General features: G+C 33.4%; 12 protein-coding genes. 11 read left to right on the top strand and 1 reads right to left on the bottom strand.

All coding sequences use genetic code 11. The annotated features are described in order from the left end of the window. Positions 1-5: 5 nt before the first annotated feature. From uvrC to FLAK523_RS03105, 11 genes are all read left to right on the top strand, one after another. The gene (uvrC, locus tag FLAK523_RS03155; RefSeq protein ID WP_248908041.1) at positions 6-1,808 is read left to right on the top strand and encodes an excinuclease ABC subunit UvrC; all 1,803 of its coding nucleotides are present in this window, start codon (positions 6-8) and stop codon (positions 1,806-1,808) included. A 113-nt stretch (positions 1,809-1,921) separates the two neighbouring features. After that, the gene (locus tag FLAK523_RS03150) at positions 1,922-4,123 is read left to right on the top strand and encodes a patatin-like phospholipase family protein (RefSeq protein ID WP_248906469.1); all 2,202 of its coding nucleotides are present in this window, start codon (positions 1,922-1,924) and stop codon (positions 4,121-4,123) included. Positions 4,124-4,292: 169 nt separating this feature from the next. Then, on the top strand, positions 4,293-5,450 hold the full coding sequence (locus tag FLAK523_RS03145) for a homogentisate 1,2-dioxygenase (RefSeq protein WP_248906467.1): 1,158 nt from the start codon (positions 4,293-4,295) through the stop codon (positions 5,448-5,450). A 169-nt stretch (positions 5,451-5,619) separates the two neighbouring features. Further along, on the top strand, positions 5,620-6,780 hold the full coding sequence (gene hppD, locus FLAK523_RS03140) for a 4-hydroxyphenylpyruvate dioxygenase (RefSeq protein WP_248906465.1): 1,161 nt from the start codon (positions 5,620-5,622) through the stop codon (positions 6,778-6,780). A gap of 290 nt (positions 6,781-7,070) precedes the next feature. Further along, positions 7,071-7,841, top strand: coding sequence for a DUF3108 domain-containing protein (locus FLAK523_RS03135; protein ID WP_248906463.1), 771 nt, complete (start codon positions 7,071-7,073; stop codon positions 7,839-7,841). Continuing rightward, entirely contained in the window at positions 7,841-8,773 is a 933-nt protein-coding gene (locus FLAK523_RS03130) for a tryptophan 2,3-dioxygenase family protein (protein WP_248906461.1), read from the top strand. The genes FLAK523_RS03135 and FLAK523_RS03130 overlap by 1 nt, the downstream gene beginning before the upstream one ends. Before the next feature lie 27 nt (positions 8,774-8,800). After that, positions 8,801-10,033 (top strand): peptidoglycan DD-metalloendopeptidase family protein, encoded by a 1,233-nt coding sequence (locus FLAK523_RS03125; RefSeq protein WP_248906459.1) that lies wholly within the window; start codon positions 8,801-8,803, stop codon positions 10,031-10,033. Between the two features lie 240 nt (positions 10,034-10,273). Then, positions 10,274-11,917 (top strand): glucose-6-phosphate isomerase, encoded by a 1,644-nt coding sequence (gene pgi, locus FLAK523_RS03120; protein WP_248908040.1) that lies wholly within the window; start codon positions 10,274-10,276, stop codon positions 11,915-11,917. A gap of 304 nt (positions 11,918-12,221) precedes the next feature. Next, entirely contained in the window at positions 12,222-15,458 is a 3,237-nt protein-coding gene (locus FLAK523_RS03115) for a TonB-dependent receptor (RefSeq protein WP_248906457.1), read from the top strand. 96 nt (positions 15,459-15,554) lie between these two features. Further along, positions 15,555-15,977, top strand: coding sequence for a hypothetical protein (locus FLAK523_RS03110; RefSeq protein ID WP_248906455.1), 423 nt, complete (start codon positions 15,555-15,557; stop codon positions 15,975-15,977). Positions 15,978-16,142: 165 nt separating this feature from the next. Continuing rightward, entirely contained in the window at positions 16,143-16,631 is a 489-nt protein-coding gene (locus tag FLAK523_RS03105; protein ID WP_248906453.1) for a septal ring lytic transglycosylase RlpA family protein, read from the top strand. Positions 16,632-16,638: 7 nt separating this feature from the next. Here FLAK523_RS03105 and FLAK523_RS03100 read toward each other — a convergent pair whose 3' ends face one another. Beyond that, the gene (locus tag FLAK523_RS03100; RefSeq protein ID WP_248906451.1) at positions 16,639-17,106 is read right to left on the bottom strand and encodes a CYTH domain-containing protein; all 468 of its coding nucleotides are present in this window, start codon (positions 17,104-17,106) and stop codon (positions 16,639-16,641) included. Between the last annotated feature and the right edge of the window lie 132 nt (positions 17,107-17,238).

Below are 17,238 nucleotides of genomic sequence, written 5' to 3'. Positions count from 1 at the left end.
CTATAATGACAACTCCTTCTTTAGAACTTCAAATACAAACTTTACCAGACAGTCCCGGCGTGTATCAATATTATGATAAGGAAGGGAAAATTTTGTATGTAGGAAAGGCAAAAAATTTAAAAAAGAGAGTTTCCTCCTATTTTAATAAAATTCATGACACGGCAAAAACGAATGTGCTGGTCAAGAAGATTGTAAGTATAAAACATATAGTTGTCCCTACAGAAACGGATGCTCTTTTATTGGAAAACAACCTTATAAAAACATTGCAACCACGGTATAATGTGTTGTTGCGAGATGATAAGAGTTATCCTTGGATTTGTATTAAGAAAGAACCTTTTTCGCGCATTTTTGCTACCCGTAGAATGGTTAAGGACGGATCGGAATATTTTGGGCCATACACCAGTTTCAAGACAGTACATACAATAATGGGGCTAATAAAAGAACTGTATCCGCTTCGAAACTGTAATTATGATTTGAACAAATCGAATATCGACAGTGGAAAATTTAAAGTTTGTTTAGAATATCATATTGGGAATTGTAAAGGGCCTTGCGAGGGACTAGAAGCATTAGAAGAATATCAAAAAAAAGTGGATGCCATTCGAGAAATTTTAAAAGGAAATTTCAAGGACAGTATGAAGGATTTTAAAAAACTGATGACTGAATTGGCTCAGGAGATGCGTTTTGAGGAAGCCCAAAAAATAAAAGAAAAAATAGAAGTCCTAGAAAATTATCAATCTCGTTCCACTATTGTAAATCCAAAAATCACTAATATCGATGTTTTCTCCATCGTATCTGATGAAAGTGCCGCTTATGTCAACTTCCTTCAAATCTCCTATGGGGCGATTATACGTTCCCATACTATGGAAATTAAAAAGAAATTAGATGAAACCGATGAAGAATTATTAGAACTGGCAATTATAGAATTAAGAGAACGTTTTCAATTGTTGTCTAAAGAAATAGTAGTGCCGTTTACAGTAGATCTTGGAGAGAATATAAAAGTCACGGTGCCACAGCTTGGGGATAAAAAACAAATTCTCGATTTGTCGATTCGAAATGCTAAGTTCTATAGGATTGAGCAACTGAAACAATTGCAGATTGTGGATCCTGACAGACATACGAAGCGAATTATGGCACAAATGCAAAAAGATTTGCGCTTACCAGTTGAGCCAAGACACATTGAATGTTTTGACAACTCCAACATTCAAGGTACAAATCCCGTGGCAGCTTGCGTGGTTTTTAAAGACGGAAAGCCAAGTAAAAAGGATTACCGACATTTTAATATAAAAACAGTAGAGGGACCTGATGACTTTGCATCTATGCAAGAAGTGGTTTTTCGTAGGTATAAAAGATTGTTAGAGGAAAACCAGCCCTTGCCACAATTGATAATCATTGACGGTGGAAAAGGACAATTGTCATCGGCACTAAAGAGTATTGATGAATTAGGCTTGAGAGGAAAAATTGCTGTAATAGGAATTGCTAAAAGACTGGAAGAGTTGTTTTATCCTGGAGACTCAGTTCCTTTGTACCTGGATAAAAAATCAGAAACCTTAAAAATAATTCAGCAGTTACGGAATGAAGCACACCGTTTTGGAATAACACATCACAGGGACAAAAGGAGTAAAGCGGCTTTGAATTCCTCGATTGAATCGATTCCCGGAATAGGAGAAAAAACAATGCTGGCTTTAATCCAGCACTTTAAAAGTGTTAAAAGATTGAAATTAGCATCCGAAAAGGAAATTTCCGGCGTTATAGGTGTGTCTAAAGCCAAAAAAATTACCGACTTTTACAAAACACTAAATAAAGAGTGATTGAAACTCATGGAATTGGGTTCTTTTACTGCAAATTTAAAAATATTTTAGAATGCCTTTATCAATGACTCTGAATAGTAAGACAATCATTATAATGTGATTATTAACGGTGTATGAAAAAAAATAGTTTATTAATAATTTTGTTTTTCAGTTGTTTGACTTTGTTTTCCCAAGAACAAAATCGGCCTAAAATTGGCTTGGTTTTAAGTGGTGGAGGAGCGAAGGGTTTTGCGCATATCGGGGTTTTAAAAGTCCTTGAAGAAGCAGGGGTGAAAATCGATTATATAGGAGGAACCAGCATGGGAGCAGTTGTAGGTGGACTTTATGCCACAGGATACAATGCCACTCAGATAGACTCCATTTTTCAAACTACAAATTTTGACGAACTGCTGAATGATTTTATACCGAGGTCAACCAAAAATTTCTCTGAAAAAAGAAACGATGAGCTCTACGCATTAGTCCTGCCTTTTAATAATTTCAAAATTGGAATTCCAGAGGCGCTTTCAAAAGGGATGTATAATTTTAATCTATTAAGTAAAATTACACGAAATGTAAGGCATGTAAGGGATTTTAATGAATTACCGATTCCTTTTTTGTGTATAGGGACAAACATTGAAACAGGAGAGGAAGTTTTGCTGAACAAAGGCAATCTGGTCCATGCATTGGCCGCTAGTTCAGCTTTCCCGTCCTTGTTTACCCCTGTTGAAGTTGATGGGAAGCTTCTGGTGGATGGTGGAGTTTCTAATAATTATCCAATTGAAGAAATAAGAAAATTAGGCGCTGATATTGTCATTGGTGTCGATGTGCAAAATGATTTATATCTAAGGGATCAATTGAATGATGCTACTAAAATTTTAGTGCAGATTACAAATCTTCAATCGATGGATGAAATGAGTAAAAAAATCCTAGATACGGATGTTTATGTAAAACCAGACATCAAAAATTACGGAGTGATATCATTCGATAAAGGGCAAGAAATTATTAGGAAAGGGGAAGACGCGGCTTTTTCTGTTTATGAAAAAATAAAAGAGCTGGTTCCAGAAGGGAATAAGTACAGAAAGCCTAAGTTGAAATTAGTTGCGGATAGTTTACAAATTCAAAACATATACTGTAATGAACTGGATAATTATACAAAAGAATATGTTGTTGGGAAATTAAGATTTAAACCTGGGTCAAAAATCAGCTATGACGATTTGCAAAAAGGAATGGACAACATAAGTGCCACGCAAAATTTCAGGGTCATTAATTATTCACTTGAGGCAAACGGAAATGGAGATGATTTGAAGATCAATTTAAAAGAAAACAGAACAAAAACATTTTTGAAATTTGGGCTACATTTTGACGGATTGTATAAAAGCGCTGTCTTAATCAATTTGACCCGTAAGAAAACCTTCTTTAAAAACGATGTCACTTCTTTAGATGTTATTTTAGGGGATAATTTTAGATATAATTTAGATTACAGCCTAGACAATGGTTCTAATTTGAGTTTAGGTTTTAAATCGCGATACAATCGGTTTAATAAAAATGTAACTAAAGAAATAAGTGCGTCAAGTCTAGATGATTTAAATCTGAATACTATAAATATTGATTTTTACGACTTGTCAAATCAGGTGTATTTTCAGTCTTTTTTCATACAACGATTTTTAATCGGAGTGGGGGCGGAGTTAAAGTTTTTGAAAATCAAATCAGAAACACTGGAAAGTAATATTCCAGTAATTGACAGAAGTAGTTATCTCAGTATTTTTAGCTATTTGAAATTTGATTCAATGGATGATAAATATTTTCCTAAAAAGGGTTGGTATTTCTCAGGGGATATTCAATCGTATTTATTTTCTTCTGATTATACTAATAAATTTAATCCGTTTTCTATCGCAAAAGCAGATGCTGGATTTGCTACAAAAATATTTAACAAAACCACTTTATTGGTACAAACCGAAGCTGGTTTTTCAATTGGTCCTGACAGTGTTTCTTTTTTCAACTTTGTTTTAGGAGGATATGGCTATAATCAAATAAATAATTTCAGACATTTTTATGGCTATGATTATTTGAGTTTAGCGGGTAATAGTTATATAAAGTCAACTATTACTGTCGATTATGAGATTTACAAAAAAAATCATTTGAATTTCTCTGCTAATTTCGCTAATCTCGGTGACGATATCTTTACAACTGTAGATTGGATTTCTATTCCTAAATATTCTGGATTTGCAGTAGGTTACGGTCTCGAAACAGTGATAGGGCCTGTAGAAATAAAATATTCATGGTCTCCGGAATTAAGTAAAGGGTTTACGACAATAAGTACTGGATTTTGGTTTTAATCTTTAATTATTTAAAAATAATCACGATATTTGTTACAATGAAAACTAATTGGACCGGTTTATTAGAATATCTTCAATTCCTAATCAAGAGAAATCCTGAATAACTTTTTTTGGTTTTATTTAGCGTGTAACAAAGTATTACAACGTACAACTTATAAACAAAAAAATTATGCCGTTATATCATAAATTGGGGACTTTCCCTCAAAAAAGACACACACAATTTGAAAAGCCTGAAGGAGGTTTGTATTACGAACAACTTTTTGGAACAGAAGGGTTTCATGGAAATTCCGCCTTATTATATCATGTTCATAGACCTACTCAAGTAAAGGAAATCACAAAATCCTATTCAGTAGAGCCTAAAATCGCCATTGGTAAAAACATTAAGTCTTTATTGTTTAAAGGATTTGAATTAAAACCCGAAGACGATTTCCTTGACAGCCGCAAAGCAATGCTTGTAAATAAAGATTGTATTGTAGGGCTCGCTGCGCCAAAAAAATCCTTAAGAGATTATTTCTATAAAAATGCCGATGCTGATGAGATGATTTTCATCCACAAAGGAAAAGGTAAATTGCGTACCATGATGGGGAATATTCCATTCGAATATGGAGATTACCTTATTATCCCTCGCGGAATGATTTATCAAATTGATTTTGAAACATCAGAAAACAGACTGTTATATGTAGAGTCTTACGCGCCTTTTTATACCCCTAAGCGTTATAAAAACGAGTCAGGGCAGCATTTAGAGCACTCACCATTTTGTGAGCGTGATTTTAAATTACCAAGCGAGTTAGAAACACATGATGAAAAAGGTGATTTTTTAATTAAAATAAAAAAAGAAGGAATGATGCATGAAGTAGTTTATGCAACTCATCCTTTTGATGTAGTAGGTTGGGATGGTTATAATTTCCCTTATGGTTTTAGTATTCATAACTTCGAACCTATAACTGGACGTGTGCATTTACCCCCGCCAATACATCAAACATTCGAAACATCAACTTTCGTAATTTGTTCATTCGTACCTAGATTATACGATTACCATCCAAAAGCAATTCCCGCACCATACAATCATAGTAATATAGATAGTGATGAGGTGTTGTATTATGTAGCTGGGGATTTTATGAGCCGCAACAATATTGAGCAAGGACACATCACCTTACACCCAAAAGGAATTCCACACGGCCCAGCACCAGGAGCTATGGAGCGTAGCATTGGTCATATAGGAACCGAGGAATTAGCTGTAATGGTGGATACCTTCAGACCCTTAATGGTGACTGAAGAAGCAATGGGACTAGATGATGGACAGTACTATAAATCTTGGGTAGAGTAGTCTCACTAAGAAAATTAGATTATAACAATAATTAGGAGCTATATCCTGCTGTCCGCTGTATCCACGTAAAAAACGTGGGATGCCGCTTCCATCAGGGCTAGGGCTTTAGAATAATCAACAACATTTTCGGTAATCATAAAAGAAATCCGAAACATAAAAAATAAACACAATGGCAAAAGAAGTAAAATCAGTAGAATACGGATTAGAAAAAATATTTGAGGGAGCACAAGATTTTCTTCCTTTATTAGGAACTGATTATGTGGAATTCTACGTAGGAAACGCAAAACAATCAGCACATTATTATAAAACGGCTTTTGGATATCAATCATTGGCTTATGCAGGATTAGAAACAGGAGTGAGAGATAGAACTTCTTATGTTTTAAAACAGGATAAGATACGTATCGTATTAACGACACCTTTAACGCAGGATTCTCCTTTACACGACCATTTGAAAAAGCATGGTGACGGAGTAAAAGTTGCCGCTCTTTGGGTAGAAGATGCTACTAGCGCTTACGAAGAAACAATGAAGCGTGGTGCTCGTTCTTTTATGGAGCCTACGGTTGAAAAAGACGAGTTTGGTGAAGTAGTACGATCTGGAATTTATACTTATGGAGAAACGGTTCATATTTTTGTGGAGCGTAAAAACTACAAAGGAGTTTTCTTGCCAGGATATAAAGAATGGAAATCGGATTACAATCCGGAACCAACAGGTCTAAAATACATAGATCATATGGTTGGGAATGTAGGTTGGAATGAAATGAACACTTGGGTTAAGTTTTACGAGGACGTTATGGGATTTGTAAACTTCCTTTCATTCGATGACAAACAAATTAATACAGAATATTCTGCTTTGATGAGTAAAGTAATGTCAAATGGTAACGGAAGAATTAAATTTCCTATCAATGAACCTGCCGAAGGAAAGAAAAAATCTCAAATTGAAGAATATTTAGATTTTTACGGCGGACCTGGAATTCAGCATATCGCAATTGCAACCGATGACATTATCAATACAGTATCGCAATTAAAAGCAAGAGGAGTTGAATTTTTATCAGCACCACCTCATACTTATTACCAAGCAATTCCTGAAAGATTAGGTGTGCATATGGATATGATGAAAGAAGACTTGGCTGAAATAGAAAAGTTAGCTATTATGGTTGATGCAGACGAAGACGGATATTTATTGCAAATATTTACTAAGCCAGTTCAAGATAGACCTACCTTGTTCTTTGAAATTATTCAAAGAATGGGTGCTAAAGGTTTTGGTGCGGGTAATTTTAAGGCTTTGTTTGAGTCAATCGAGAGAGAACAAGAATTGCGAGGAACGCTATAAAAGTAGATTATTTTTACATTATGTGAAAAAATAACCGATGAACAACGCATTGTTTTGCACATGTTGTGTTAAACTTTGTTTTTCGTTTCAATTACTGGATTTGTTGACTACCTTTGCACTCGCAAAATGAAAGGGGTGGTTTCCTTTCAATTTGATATAAATTTCATAATTTATAGTTTTTTGGTTAGTTAATAGCATAAAAACTCAGTCATTATTTGACTGAGTTTTTTTGTTTTAATATATTTGGAATAAAATTTGCAACTACTGTCAATAAACAGACAAAGTAAATTATGAAAAAAATAGTACTATTCTTAATATTGATATTAACCGTAAGTTTTGATTCCCGTAATGTTGACGCTTATGATACAGGGGAATGGTTTAAATTTAGAATCCATTATGGCTTTGTAAATGCGGGATACGCTACGCTTGAAGTAAAAGACGCAATGTTTCAGGGAAAAAAAGCTTATCACGTAATAGGTAAAGGGTATACAACAGGAATGTCTCGCTTCTTTTTCAAAGTAGACGACTTGTATGAAAGCTATATCGATAAAGAAACCGAAAGTCCTTATCAGTTTGTCAGAAAAATAAATGAAGGAGGGTATACTAAAAACCAGGAAGGTTTTTTTAATCAATCAGCCAATAAAATTCTGGTAAAAGATTACAAAAATAAAAACGAAAAGACTTTTGTAATTCCTAAAAACACCCAAGACATATTATCTACTTTCTATTATTTAAGAAATTATCCCAATATTGATAAAATTAAACCCGGAGAGTCAATCGCTATTGATATGTTTTTTGATGAAGAAACCACAAAATTTAAGTTAAAATTCATAGGTCGTGAAGATATTACGACTAAATTTGGCGTTGTGTCTTCTATGGTCTTTAGACCACTGGTACAGTCAGGGCGTGTTTTTAAAGAACAGGAGAGTTTAACAGTCTGGATTTCAGATGATGAAAACAGGCTTCCCGTACGGATAAAAGCAGATCTTGCAATAGGGTCCATAAAAGCAGATTTAGATGCATTTAAAGGATTAAAAAATCCGTTCAAAATAAAAATATAATGAGTATTACTGATAATTCAGCAGCGATTTTAAATGATATTGAGCTTAAATATAAAGCCATAAATCAAAAAACAGAAACACATCTTGAGGGGTTATTATGGTCTAAGCCAATTACATATTGGGATTATATCCAGACAGATGCTTTATTGAATCTTCAGATTCAAAGAACTGTACTTCCAGATGAAATGGTTTTCATCATGTATCATCAGGTTAATGAACTGATATTTAAGATGATTCTTTGGGAAATGAATCAAATCTCGTATGCTCAAGATATTAAAACAGAATTTTTTACCGAAAGGTTAATGCGTATCAGCCGTTATTTTGATATGTTGACTACTTCATTTGATATAATGGGTGACGGAATGGAAGTGGAACAGTATATGAAATTTAGAAACACACTTACACCAGCAAGTGGTTTTCAAAGTGCACAATACCGTTTAATAGAATTTTCTTCTACGGATTTAATCAATCTTATAGATCATAGATATAGAGAGACAATTGACAGGAACACTCCTTATGAATTTGCTTTCGAACACTTATATTGGCAAGCCGCTGGAAAAGATTACCATACAGGAAAAAAATCTTTTTTACTTGATGAGTTTGAAAAAAAATACAAGGACGCTTTCCTTAGACATATGGAGGAATACAACACCATTAATATTTGGCAAAAGTTCAAACAACTTCCTGATTCAGATCAGAAGAATCCTGAATTAATAAAAGCAATGCGTCATTATGACCATACGGTAAATATTACTTGGGTTATGGGGCATTTAAATGCAGCAAGAAAGTATATTGATAGTGGTCAGGGAACAGGTGAAGCAACTGGTGGAAGTGATTGGAAAAAATACATGCACCCGAAATACCAACGACGAATATTTTTTCCTGAATTATGGAGCGCTGATGAATTAGCAAATTGGGGAGTGGAAATTTAGGTTAAAATCAAAAAAAACAAAGTTAGTTTGAAACAAGTATTAATAATAATTATAGTATTAGCATCTATATTATCATGTAATAAGTCTAATGATGAATTTAATGAAGAGTTAGATTCTAAGATTGTAATAAAGGTCGATAAAAAATCCGATTTTGGGTTTAATTACGCCAATTTTAATGTGGTTCAGGATACGGTAAGAAAAGGAGATGCTTTTGGGTCTATTTTAGAAAGGCAGAATATAGGGGACAGAAAAGTTTATGATATAGTTCAAAGCGTTAAAGACACTTTTAATGTAAGGACAATCAGGTACAATAAGCCTTACACTGTCTTAAGGTCTAAAGACAGAAAAAATAAACTTCAGGTTCTTATCTATCAACCTGACGCTTTAAATTATTTTGTTTTTGATTTTAGAGATTCCGCAGTTGTTGCTTATAAAAAAGTCAAACCCATTACCATCAAGAGAAGAACGATTGGTGGAGTTTTGAAAGGCTCATTGTCTGAAACTTTAGGGAATGCACATGTTGAAGCGGCCTTAGCCAATAAAATCACTAAAATTTATTCCTGGTCTATTGACTTTTTTAAATTAAAAAGAGGGGATCGATTTGCAATTACTTTTACGGAAAGATATATTAACGATTCTATTTATGACGGAGTGGAAAATATGGAAGCTTCTTTTTTCGAATATAAAGGGAAAATCGTTTATGCCTTTCCTTATTCTCAAAATTCTTCTTCTGGAAAAACGGAGTATTATGATGAAGAAGGTAAAACGTTGAAGAATTTTTTCCTGAAGACACCCATAAAATTCAGTAGAATTTCTTCTCGATTTTCAACTAACAGGTTTCACCCTGTGCAACAAAGATGGAAAGCGCATAAAGGAACTGATTATGCTGCGCCAAGAGGAACGCCAATTACCACTACTGCTGCAGGAACCGTTGTGCAAACAGGATATACTGCCGGAAACGGAAATTATGTAAAAGTAAAACACAACGGGACGTACTCTACTCAATATTTACATATGTCAAAAATTTTGGTTAGACGTGGTCAACATGTTAATCAGGGGGATGTAATTGGAAAAGTTGGAAGTACAGGTCTGGCAACAGGCCCACATGTATGTTATCGTTTTTGGAAAAATAATGTTCAGGTAGATGCTTTAAAATTAAAATTACCTAGCGGAGAACCTATGAATGGAAGTAATAAATCACGTTATATGAAATATATTACTCCTCTTAAATTTGAATTAGACAGTGTGGCTAATTTGTAAAAGGATAAGTTTATAATGGGGCTGTTATATTTGCTAATGCCTTTATAAATAAATCACATAGAACGGAATAGTATTAATTTGTAATGAATTGATACTATTCCGTTCTTTTTTTGTCCATAATTTTAAAATATAGCCACTTTCGTTCCTAATTTGGTTATAATTGAAATGGATTTATCTGTTCGACCTAAAATCAGTATTTTTGCCAATCAATGTTACTACTACTATAATTCTAATCACAATATGGCTTTAAATACATTAAACCCAACAGAAACAGTAGCCTGGAAAAAACTTCAGGCGCATTATCAGGATATGCAAAATGCTTCAATGCCTGAAATGTTTCAAACTGATACTTCAAGAATAGATAAATTCAATATTAAATGGAATGACTTTTTGATAGATTATTCCAAAAACATAATCAATCCCGAGACAATGTCTCTTTTGCTGGATTTGGCAAATGAAATGGGATTAAAAGCTGCAATTGCAGAGTATTTTGATGGTGGAATCATTAATCAGACGGAAAACAGAGCGGTGCTACATACAGCCTTAAGAGCAAAAGAATCTTCGGTTGTCAATGTAAACGGTCAGAATGTTATTCCTGAAGTTTATGAAGTAAAGAATAATATTCGAAAATTTACAGAGGAAATTACTTCTGGTAAAAGAACGGGTTTTACAGGAAAATATTTTACTGATATTGTCAATATTGGTATTGGAGGTTCTGATTTAGGTCCGGCGATGGCGGTGGAAGCTTTACAATATTATAAAAATCATTTGAATGTTCATTTTGTTTCTAATGTTGATGGTGATCATGTAAACGAAATCATTAAAAAAATAAATCCGGAAACTACTCTTTTCGTTGTTGTTTCGAAAACATTTACAACACAGGAGACATTAACCAACTCGGAAACAATTAAGGAGTGGTTTTTAAAATCGGCAACTCAAGAGGATGTAGCCAAACATTTCGTGGCGGTTTCGACTAATATTCAAAAGGTGACGGAATTTGGAATTAATCCAGAAAACGTATTTCCTATGTGGGATTGGGTTGGCGGACGTTTTTCTTTATGGAGTGCCGTAGGACTTACTATAAGTTTAGCTGTTGGTTTTGATAATTTCGAAGAATTGTTGGAAGGAGCTAGTGAAATGGATACGCATTTTAAAACGGCGGATTTCGATAAAAATATGCCTGTTGTTTTAGCCTTATTGAGCATCTGGTATAATAATTTCTTTGGTGCCGAAAGTGAAGCGCTGATTCCTTACACCCAATATTTACAAAAATTAGCGCCATACCTTCAGCAAGGAATCATGGAAAGTAATGGTAAAAGTGTGGGCCGCGACGGGAAAATCGTGAATTACCAAACCGGAACGATTATTTGGGGTGAGCCGGGAACTAATTCGCAACATGCGTTTTTCCAATTGATTCATCAAGGAACAAAACTGATTCCTTCTGATTTTATAGGATACATAAAACCATTACACGGTAATCTTGATCATCATAATAAACTGATGTCAAACTTTTTTGCTCAAACTGAGGCTTTGCTTCACGGAAAAACAAAAGATCAGGTTCAGTCCGAGTTTGACAAACAGGGGCTTGATGCTGAAAAAGCAAAATTTCTTTTGCCTTTTAAAGTTTTCAACGGGAATAAGCCTACGAATACTATACTAATTGATAAATTATCCGCAAAGTCACTTGGGTCGTTGATTGCATTGTATGAGCATAAAATTTTTGTTCAAGGAATCATCTGGAATATTTTTAGTTATGATCAGTGGGGAGTGGAGCTTGGAAAACAATTGGCTAACACTATTTTAGAGGAAATAAACACTAAAAAGGTGGATAACCACGATTGTTCAACTGAGTTTTTATTGAATTATTTTTTGAAAAATAATTAATTCCTGTTTTTTTTATTGGATTATAATATATAAAACCTTGATTTTTCATAAGTCAAGGTTTTGTGTTATAAACACTTGGGTTTTTTTATTAACAAATATAGTCTGTAAAAACTAAACATAACGCATGTTTTATTTCAAAAACACTATGCGTGAATAGTAATTAATTACTTTTTTAACAATATTACTGTGAATATTGTTTTTTATGTTAAATCAGCTATAGCAGCGTCTATTTTTGTTAACAATTAATTAACAAATATTTGGGAAAAATGTTAGATTTTTGCCGAAATATTTCAAATTAAAGAATATGAAAAACTTATTTAAGTTGTTTTTGGTATTAGTAACAATGCTTTTTGCAAATACTAATATTAATGCTCAAGGTAACACTACGTCATCAATAAACGGAAGTGTTTATGACAATGAAGGGCAAACATTGCCGGGTGCGTCTGTATTAGCTACACACACACCATCTGGAACTCGTTATACGGCTTCTACAGATGTTAATGGAAGTTTCAGAATCTCAAATATGAGAGTTGGAGGTCCTTATACTGTTGTAGTATCGTTTATTGGGTTTAGTACATTTGAAGATAATAATGTGTATCTTCAGTTAGGTGATTCTAAGAGCTTTAAAGTAGCTTTGTCTGATAAGACAAATGAATTACAAGAAGTTGTAGTGAAGGGTATAAAAGACAATGTATTTAATTCTAAAAAAACAGGTGCTCAAACAGTAATTGACTCTGACAAAATTAAAGCATTGCCGTCTTTATCTAGAAACATTGCAGATTTCGCAAGATTAACACCACAAGCTCAATTAAGAGGTGATGATGTTTTATCTATTGGGGGTCAAAACAACAGATACAATGCTATCTATATTGATGGTGCTGTAAGTAATGATGTTTTTGGATTATCATCTAATGGTACTAATGGAGGTCAAACTGGAGTAAGTCCAATTTCAATTGATGCAATTGAACAATTTCAAGTAAGTGTTGCTCCTTTTGACGTGAAACTTTCTGGTTTTGCTGGAGGTGCTATTAGTGCAATTACTCGTTCAGGTACAAATAACTTCGAAGGTTCAGCTTATTTTTTAAATAGAGATGAAACTTTAGCTGGAAAAACACCTCCTTCTTTAGTAGGAGCTGCCGGTAGACAAAAACTAGCTGATTTCTCTGCACAAACTTATGGTGTTAGAGCAGGTGGATCAATTGTAAAAAATAAATTGTTTTATTTTATCAATTACGAAAAACAAGATAATGAAACACCACAACCTTATGACATTGCTACTTATGTAGGTACATCAGGAAATAGAATAGGTGAGTTATTAACTAAACTTGCAAGTTACGGTTATGATCCAGGATCATTTAATAACAATGTAAGAACTCTAAAAAGTGATAAATTAATTGGTAAACTTGATTGGAACATTAGTGATAATCACAAACTATCGTTAAAGCATAGTTATGTTAAAGCGGAGAACTTTTCTCCAAACAGATCTAGTTCTACTGCAATAAACTTTATCAACGGAAGTCAATTGTTTAATTCAACTACTAATTCAACATCTTTAGAATTAAGTTCTAAATTTGGAGAGAAATTTTCAAATAACTTAGTTGTTGCTTATACAAGTGTTGATGATGATAGAAACGCGTCAGGAAGTCCATTCCCAACAGTTCAAATTGTTGATGGACCAGGAAATATTTTCTTTGGATCTGAAGCTTTTTCTACAGCTAATTTACTTAATCAAAAAGTGCTTACAATTTCGGATAATTTCGAAATTAGTGCTGGAATGAATACGATTACTTTAGGAACTCACAATGAATTTTCTTCTGCTAAAAATGTTTTCTTCGGAAATAATTATGGTGCATACAGATTTTCTAACCTTAATGATTTCTTAAATAACGCTAAACCAAATAGATTTTTAATGAACTACTCATTAATTGGTGGTGAAGGGGATGCTTCTTTAGGAGCAGCTGATTTCTCAACGAAACAATTTGGTTTTTATGTTCAAAACACTATGAAACTTAATGATAATTTAAAAGTTTCATACGGAGTAAGAGTTGATGTACCAGTTTGGGAAGATGGATTAACAAATGTTGATTTCAACACTAGAACTGCAGGTTTATTAAGTGCAGCTGGTAAAAGTTTAAAGGGTGCAGTTGTAGGTGAAGGTATTGCTACTTCAGCTCATTTTGCTCCACGTATGGGATTCAATTATGATGTTAATGGTAAAAAATCTACTCAAATTAGAGGGGGATTAGGGATCTTTACATCAAGATTACCTTTAGTATGGCCAGGTGGAACGTATAACAACAATGGTGTTACACAAGGTTCGATCCAAATCACAACTGCTTCTCAGATGCCAGTTTTCAATCCTAATCCAAGTGTTGCAAGTCAAATTGCTCCACTTGCAGCAACAATTCCTCGTCCAGGTTCTGGAGGTAGAGGTGGTAACGTTGATTTGTTTGCAAAAGATTTCAAATTACCACAAGTATTTAAAGCAAGTGTTGCAGTAGATCAAAAATTACCTTTAGGGTTTGTTTTGACTTCAGAGATAACTTACAATGATAATATCAGTGCAATTCAATATGAAAACTTAAACATTAAAGCTTCAACTACTACATTAACAGGTGCTGATACAAGACCACGTTATAATGGAGCTAGTAGAGTTGATGACAAGTATTTAGGGATTTATTTAGCTTCAAACACTAGTGAAGGTAAAGCATACAATGCTGCTATTACTTTAGCTAAAAACTTCAGATCTGATTTTATTGATGGAAGTATTTCTGGAACTTATTCTTATGGTAAGTCTACAGTTTTACTTGATGCTACATCATCTCAAAATAGTTCACAATGGAATAATACGGAGTCTGTAAATGGATCTAATGCTTTAGCTTTATCTAGATCTGATTTTGATCAAGGTAGAAGAATTATTTCTAATGGTAATGCTACATTAAAATGGAACAAATTCACTAAAACAAGAATTGGTATGTTTTATGAAGGTGCTCAAGGAACTCCTATTAGTTATGTTTATAATGACAATGGTCGTTTATTACAAGATTCATTCTCTAACTCTGCATTAATTTTTGTTCCTGCGACTCAAAGTCAAATTAACTTAGTTAATACGACTGGTGGATTAACCGCTCAACAACAATGGGATGAGTTAAATGCTTTTATTGAAGGGAATGATTACCTAAGAGGTAGAAGAGGAACTTATGCTGAACGTAATGGAGATCGTTTAAAGACAAGTCATATTATTGATTTAAAATTCGCTCAAGAATTCATTATTAAAGTTGGTAATAAGAAACATACTTTAGAATTTTCAGCAGATGTATTTAACTTCACAAATCTTTTAAATAAAGATTGGGGTAAAAGATACTTTACTGGATTTGACCAAGTTCAGTTGTTGCAACAAGTTGGATTCTTAGCTGATGGAACTACTCCAACATTTAGATACAACCCTGCTGCAGGAAATAATGTTAATCAAATTGATGATTCAGGTTTAAATTCATCAAGATGGCAAATTCAAACTGGAGTTAGATATACTTTTAACTAATTTTAGTTTAAAAAAACACAGCCCTCATTTCATTTAGAAATGAGGGCTTTTTTTTGCCTTTTTTGTTTATATTTGTTAAAATCTAAAAAATAATTTATGTACGAATTTATTAAAATGTTCCATTCCGGCTGGGCTTATATAGCACTACTTCTTTTAGTTGTTGCCGTTATTAATTCATTTATAGGTATGGCTTCCAAAAAAGAGTTTACTGCCAAAGACAGGAAAATAGCAATCTTGGGATTAATAGGAACACACACCCAGTTATTGATTGGTTTGATATTGTATGTTGTATCTCCTTTAGGGATTGCTTCATTAGGCCAAATGTCTGACAAAGCTTTACGGTTAACATCATTAGAGCATCCATTAATCAATATCATAGCCATTACTTTAATTACTATTGGCTGGATGAAACATAAAAAACTAACTACATCTGAATCAAAATTTAAAACTTTCTCTATTTTTTACACTTTAGGGTTAGTGCTTATTTTAAGTAGAATTCCATGGTCTATGTGGTTCTAGAAACTAAGTAAAAAAGTCCTGTTTTCAGGACTTTTTTTTTCAAGGCATAGTTTTTGTTTAATAGGTTCCTGGAAAGAAAGAAAAATGAAATGGTCTGGATGTTATAGGTCACTAATTCGAATGAAGATTTACAATCTCATATTACATTAACAAAACAAAACACATATGAAAAAATTAATAACACTGTTATTTTTACTTGTTATTATAACCATAGCAAAGAGTCAAAGTTCAGATAAACAAAAGGCAGTTACCCAAAAAAATCTAGCAGTTAAGGACACTGTAAAGAAAGGAAAACTTATCGCTGTGCAACTTGAAACTGGAGTAGATACATTAGTTGTTGACAATGCTAAATACAAACTGCATAAAAAAAATGTAAGCGCCTCTTATTATCATGATAAATTCAACGGTAGAAAAACATCTAGCGGGATTCGATTTGACAATAATAAATACACTGCGGCTCATAGAAAATTTCCATTTGGCACAAAATTAAAAGTTACAAATGAAGTCAATGGTAAGTCAGTTATCGTGGAAGTTATCGATAGAGGTCCCTTTACTAAAGGAAGAGAACTTGACTTAACTAGAAGAGCTTTTTTTGATATTGCAGCCCACAAGGGTAAAGGAGTTTTAAAAGTTACAATTGCCGTACAGCAATAATGTTAAATCACCAGTTTTTAAATGGATTAGTACTCAAACTCGCATTATAATACCGCTTGTCTTTAGTTACTTCTTCACCTAACCATTCCGGTTTTTCAAAATTTTCGGATTCTGAGTCTAATTCAATTTCTGCTACAATTAAGCCTTCATTGTCGCTGTAAAATTCATCAACTTCATAGATGTGATTGCCTATTTTTATTTCATATCTAGTTTTGTCGATAATTCCTTTTTCGCATAAAAGCAACAATTCTTTTGCATCTTCAACTGGAATTTCATTTTCCCATTCAAAACGCGACATCCCTGTTTTGTTTGAGGCCCCTTTTATGGTCAAGAAGCCCTTATTTCCTTTTATACGCACGCGAACTGTGCGTTCTGGAATCGAGCTTAAATAACCCTGCGCAATTCGTTTTTGAGAAAAAGCCTCCTTTTTATAAGCGTCAGAAGTGACCAAAAATTTTCGTTCTATTTCTATCATTTTTTTAAGAGTATGCTTGTTTTAATAAGGAGCATAATCCAGCTATCCGTTTCAATTTCTCATTCGTAAAACTTTTTTTCTATTTTAAAAAAAGGAGCTTCTTGGGTCGCTCTTGTTTTAAAAGAAAAAATA

This window comes from Flavobacterium sp. K5-23, assembly GCF_023278045.1.
GTDB lineage: Bacteria > Bacteroidota > Bacteroidia > Flavobacteriales > Flavobacteriaceae > Flavobacterium.
This window is presented reverse-complemented; position numbering and strand designations above follow the sequence as displayed.

Bases quoted from the DNA above. Each gene is read 5' to 3' on its own strand.
- FLAK523_RS03110 (WP_248906455.1), top strand. From the start codon at position 15,555: ATGTACGAATTTATTAAAATGTTCCATTCCGGCTGGGCTTATATAGCA.
- pgi (WP_248908040.1), top strand. From the start codon at position 10,274: ATGGCTTTAAATACATTAAACCCAACAGAAACAGTAGCCTGGAAAAAA.
- FLAK523_RS03150 (WP_248906469.1), top strand. From the start codon at position 1,922: ATGAAAAAAAATAGTTTATTAATAATTTTGTTTTTCAGTTGTTTGACT.
- FLAK523_RS03115 (WP_248906457.1), top strand. From the start codon at position 12,222: ATGAAAAACTTATTTAAGTTGTTTTTGGTATTAGTAACAATGCTTTTT.
- hppD (WP_248906465.1), top strand. From the start codon at position 5,620: ATGGCAAAAGAAGTAAAATCAGTAGAATACGGATTAGAAAAAATATTT.
- uvrC (WP_248908041.1), top strand. From the start codon at position 6: ATGACAACTCCTTCTTTAGAACTTCAAATACAAACTTTACCAGACAGT.
- FLAK523_RS03105 (WP_248906453.1), top strand. From the start codon at position 16,143: ATGAAAAAATTAATAACACTGTTATTTTTACTTGTTATTATAACCATA.
- FLAK523_RS03130 (WP_248906461.1), top strand. From the start codon at position 7,841: ATGAGTATTACTGATAATTCAGCAGCGATTTTAAATGATATTGAGCTT.
- FLAK523_RS03135 (WP_248906463.1), top strand. From the start codon at position 7,071: ATGAAAAAAATAGTACTATTCTTAATATTGATATTAACCGTAAGTTTT.
- FLAK523_RS03145 (WP_248906467.1), top strand. From the start codon at position 4,293: ATGCCGTTATATCATAAATTGGGGACTTTCCCTCAAAAAAGACACACA.
- FLAK523_RS03100 (WP_248906451.1), bottom strand. From the start codon at position 17,106: ATGATAGAAATAGAACGAAAATTTTTGGTCACTTCTGACGCTTATAAA.